Raw genomic sequence first — 4,130 nt, 5'->3', positions numbered from 1 at the left:
CGTCGAGTACGCCTCCATGGCGCTGGTCACCATGGCCTTCCGCCGCTCCGACGTCGAGGGGCTGCTGAGCGGCAGCGGCTTCCTCGTCCCGCCCGTCGACGGGCGGAAGATCAAGGCGTCCACGTTCTCCAGCAACAAGTGGCGCTGGAACGCCGACGCCGACCCGGACCTGTTCGTCCTGCGCACCTCGATCGGGCGGTACGGCGACGAGGGCGACCTGACCCGCCCGGACGCCGAGCTCGTTGACCTGTCGCTCAAGGACCTCGGCGCCGCCGTGGGCCTCGCGGCCGCCCCGGTCGAGAGCCGGGTCACCCGCTGGGACGACGGGCTGCCGCAGTACCCGGTCGGCCACCTCGCGCGCGTGGCGCGCATCCGCGAGCACGTCGCCCGCCTGCCCGGCCTGGAGGTCTGCGGCGCCGTCTACGACGGCGTGGGCATCCCGGCCTGCATCGCGAGCGCCCACCGCGCGGCCGACGGGCTCATCGCGACCCTGGCCGAGGGCGCGGGGGACGGCAGGGGAGAATAGGGACCATGACTGACGCGCAGAAGATCCCGAACGCCGGCAAGAAGGCCAAGGACCTCAACGAGGTCATCCGCTACACCCTCTGGTCGGTGTTCAAGCTCCGCGACGTCCTGCCGCAGGACCGCGCCGGCTGGGCCGACGAGGTGGAGGAGCTGTTCGCCCAGCTCGCCGAGAAGGACGTCACCGTGCGCGGCACGTACGACCTCTCGGGCCTGCGCGCCGACGCCGACGTCATGATCTGGTGGCACTCCGAGACCTCGGACGCCCTCCAGGACGCCTACAACCTCTTCCGCCGCACCCGCCTCGGCCGTGCGCTGGAGCCGGTGTGGTCGAACATGGCGCTGCACCGCCCCGCCGAGTTCAACAAGTCGCACATCCCGGCGTTCCTCGCCGACGAGACGCCGCGCGACTACGTCAGCGTTTACCCCTTCGTGCGCTCGTACGACTGGTACCTGCTGCCCGACGAGGACCGCCGCCGCATGCTCGCGGACCACGGCAAGATGGCCCGCGGCTACCCGGACGTGCGCGCCAACACGGTCGCGTCCTTCTCGCTGGGCGACTACGAGTGGATCCTCGCCTTCGAGGCGAACGACCTCTACCGCATCGTCGACCTGATGCGGCACCTCCGCGCGTCCGAGGCACGGATGCACGTGCGCGAGGAGGTGCCGTTCTACACGGGTCGCCGGAAGGCGGTCGCCGAGCTGGTGGCGGGGCTCGCCTGACAGCGGTTCCCGGGGGTCACCCGGCCTGAGGCTGTTTGAGGCCCTTGCCGGCCGTGGCCGCGGGTTCCCGGCGCGGAGCGCACTCCGCGCCCCGCGCCGGGACCGCGCCCGTCAGCAGGTATGTGTCCAGGTGGCGGTTGACGCAGCGGTTGGGGCCGCCCCCGATGCCGTGCGTGCCCGCGTCCCGCTCGGTCACCAGCGCCGAGCCCGGCAGCCTGCGGCGCAGCTCCAGTGCCCCCGTGTACGGGGTGGCCGCGTCCCGCTCCGACGCCAGCAGCAGCGTGGGCGGCAGGGCGCCGCGCGCCGCGCGGACGTCGAGCGGGCGCTGCGAGTGCGTCTTCCAGAACGCGCACGGCAGGTTCATCCAGGCGTTCTGCCAGGTCTCGAACGGGGCCCGCTCCGCCAGCCGCGTGTTGTCGCGGTCCCACACGCGCCAGGAGCGCGGCCAGCGCGCGTCGTTGCACTCGACGGCGGTGTAGACGGCGTTGGCGTTCTCGCTCGCGACCGCGCCCGAGGCGTCCGGCTCCGCGAGGACGCGCAGCGGCCTGGCGTCCCCGCGCAGGTACGCCGCCAGGGCGTTCGCGGCGCGCGCCCAGTAGGTGTCGGTGTAGCCGACCTGGAGGAGCGCGGCCTGCAGCTCCCCGGGGCCGACCTTGCCGGCGGGGCGGTGCCCGAGCCGCTTGCTCGCGCGGTCGTAGGAGGCCAGCACCTGCCCGGCGGTGCGCCCGAGGTGGTAGACCTTGTCGTGCCGGGCGACCCAGCGCCGCCAGTCGGCCCAGCGCTTCTCGAAGGCCGCGGACTGGTCCAGGTTGCTGCCGTACCAGATCTTCCTGGGGCTGGGGTCGACCACGCTGTCGAAGACCATGCGGCGCACGTGCCCGGGGAAGAGCGTGGCGTAGAGCGCGCCGAAGTAGGTGCCGTAGGAGGCGCCCATGTACGTCAGCCGCCGTTCGCCGAGCGCGGCGCGGAGCACGTCCAGGTCGCGGGCGTTGTTGAGGCTGGTGTAGTACGGCAGGTCGGCGCCGGCCTTGCGGGCGCAGCCCCGGGCGTAGGCCCTGGCCTCGGCGATCTTCTTGCGCTTGTAGGCGGCCGTGGGGTGCTGCGGGGCGTCGGTGGGGGCCTTCGTGAAGCTCGCGGGGTTCACGCACGACAGGGGGGCGGAGCGGCCGACGCCGCGGGGCGCGTAGCCGACGAAGTCGTAGGCCTTCGCCAGTTTCTTCCACTGCGGGACGGCGGCGAGCAGCGGGAAGAACATGCCGGAGCCGCCCGGGCCGCCGGGGTTGTAGACGAGTGCGCCCTGCCGTTCGTGCGCCGGGCCGGTGGCGCGGCCGCGGCTGACGGTGAGGTTGATGCGCTTGCCGTGGGGGTGGGCGTAGTCCAGCGGTACGGACACGGTTCCGCACTCGAAGGGGGCGGGCAGGCCCTCGGCCGCGGGGCACGCCCCGAAGCGGATGCCGGCCGCGGCGGCCTGCTGGGCCGCCTTCTCGGCGCCGCGGGCTTCGGCGTAGCCGCCCGGCGTGTGCCCCGGGGCGAGGGCATCGGCCGGGGCGCTGACGAGTGTGGTGAGGACCAGGGATCCGAGGGCTCCGTACAACGCGACTGCTCTCACTGACCATCCCTTCCCGGCGTTAATGTGACAAAAGGGATAGTTGGCCCGTGGTCTGGTGAAGTAAAGCACCGGCGGCCGGTGTCGCCGGAATGCGGCCGAAGGGGGAGGGGCGCGGGGTGCGTGGCGCGTGCGTGGGTGCGGCGCGGACAAGGCGTGGGCACGGCGTGGGCACGGCATGGGCGAGGCCCCGCGATCGGGGGGATGTCGCGGGGCCTCTGTCCGGGTCAACGGCCGGACGGCCGGGTTGGTTCCCCCGCTTCTGCGGCAGTATGAGCGGTGGGGGTGGTGTGCGTGCGGGAGCGGCCGGACGGCAAGAGGAGTGCGAACGGGAAGACTTACGATCCCGAGCGGCTGTTCCTGCCGCCCGACGACGACCTCGCCCCCAACCGCCCCGGCGAGACGCTCCGCGCCCGGCTCGACGGCTCCGCGGCGGCGGGAGCCTCCGGGCGGGCCCGCCTCCTGATGGCCCGCCTGCTCGGGCGGCGGCCCGTGGAGGACGCCTGGCGCCGGGCGCTGGCCGCCGAGCAGTGCGTCGGCGCGGCGCTCGAAGGGCTCGCCGGAAGCGGCTGGGACGTGGTGCACTCCATCGTCCTGCCGGGGGACGCGATCATCTCGCACCTGCTGATCGGCCCCGGCGGGGTCTTCGGCATCTCCGCCAGGCCCGGGCGGCGGGGGCGCGTCCGCGCCGGCGAGTCGCAGGTGCGCACGGACCGGGAGCGGCGGCCCTGCCCGTACGTCCGCGAGACGCGGCACGACGCCGTGCGCGCCTCCCACGTCCTCTCCCGCGGCTGCGGCTTCCTCGTGCAGGTGCAGCCGGTGCTGGTGTTCGTCGGCGCGCGGAGCGTGGAGGCCGCGCCGGAGCTCGACGACGTCCGGGTGATGGGGGAGGGGGAGGTGCCGGGGCTCGGCGCGCTCGGCGGGGTGCTGCACCCGGACCGGGCGCGGCGCATCCACACGGTGGCGCGCAACCGGAGGGTGTGGCTGTGGGCGTGACGGGCCGTCGGCTCGCGGGTGCGGGTGCGGGTGCGGGTGCCGGTGCGGTGTGTGACGTACCGTCAGACGGGTGAAGTCCGGGCGTATTTCCCGACCGGGCGGCCGGTCCCTGCGTAGCCTTGATCGTGCGGTCGAGGACCACGGGAAGGCTGCGGTGCGGTGCGCCGCGCCCGGCGGACGCTCGGGGATGCAGGGTTTCCCTCAGGGACCCCTGCGCCGGACGCCGGCACGCACCGCCGCCGTCCTGTAACTCGACCGCGTTCGTCTTTGCCCGCGGGCCGGC

At 74.1% G+C, this 4,130-nt stretch carries 4 protein-coding genes; 3 read left to right on the top strand and 1 reads right to left on the bottom strand.

The window, feature by feature from the left end:
* Both V7793_RS34315 and hemQ read left to right on the top strand, forming a co-directional pair.
* Nucleotides 1-526 (top strand): protoporphyrinogen/coproporphyrinogen oxidase (locus V7793_RS34315; RefSeq protein WP_443058055.1); only part of this gene is annotated, 526 nt, incomplete at its 5' end.
* Between the two features lie 5 nt (nt 527-531).
* A complete protein-coding gene (gene hemQ, locus V7793_RS34310) occupies nt 532-1,245 on the top strand; it encodes a hydrogen peroxide-dependent heme synthase (RefSeq protein ID WP_058042342.1) in 714 nt (237 codons plus the stop codon).
* Between the two features lie 16 nt (nt 1,246-1,261).
* Here hemQ and V7793_RS34305 read toward each other — a convergent pair whose 3' ends face one another.
* The gene (locus tag V7793_RS34305; protein ID WP_336013615.1) at nt 1,262-2,854 is read right to left on the bottom strand and encodes an alpha/beta hydrolase; all 1,593 of its coding nucleotides are present in this window, start codon (nt 2,852-2,854) and stop codon (nt 1,262-1,264) included.
* A 291-nt stretch (nt 2,855-3,145) separates the two neighbouring features.
* On the opposite strand from V7793_RS34305, the gene V7793_RS34300 reads away from it, so the two are divergent.
* A complete protein-coding gene (locus tag V7793_RS34300) occupies nt 3,146-3,847 on the top strand; it encodes a nuclease-related domain-containing protein (protein ID WP_336013614.1) in 702 nt (233 codons plus the stop codon).
* Nucleotides 3,848-4,130 lie beyond the last annotated feature (283 nt).

The sequence above is a fragment of the Streptomyces sp. KLMMK genome, assembly GCF_036961605.1.
GTDB lineage: Bacteria > Actinomycetota > Actinomycetes > Streptomycetales > Streptomycetaceae > Streptomyces > Streptomyces telluris.
This window is presented reverse-complemented; position numbering and strand designations above follow the sequence as displayed.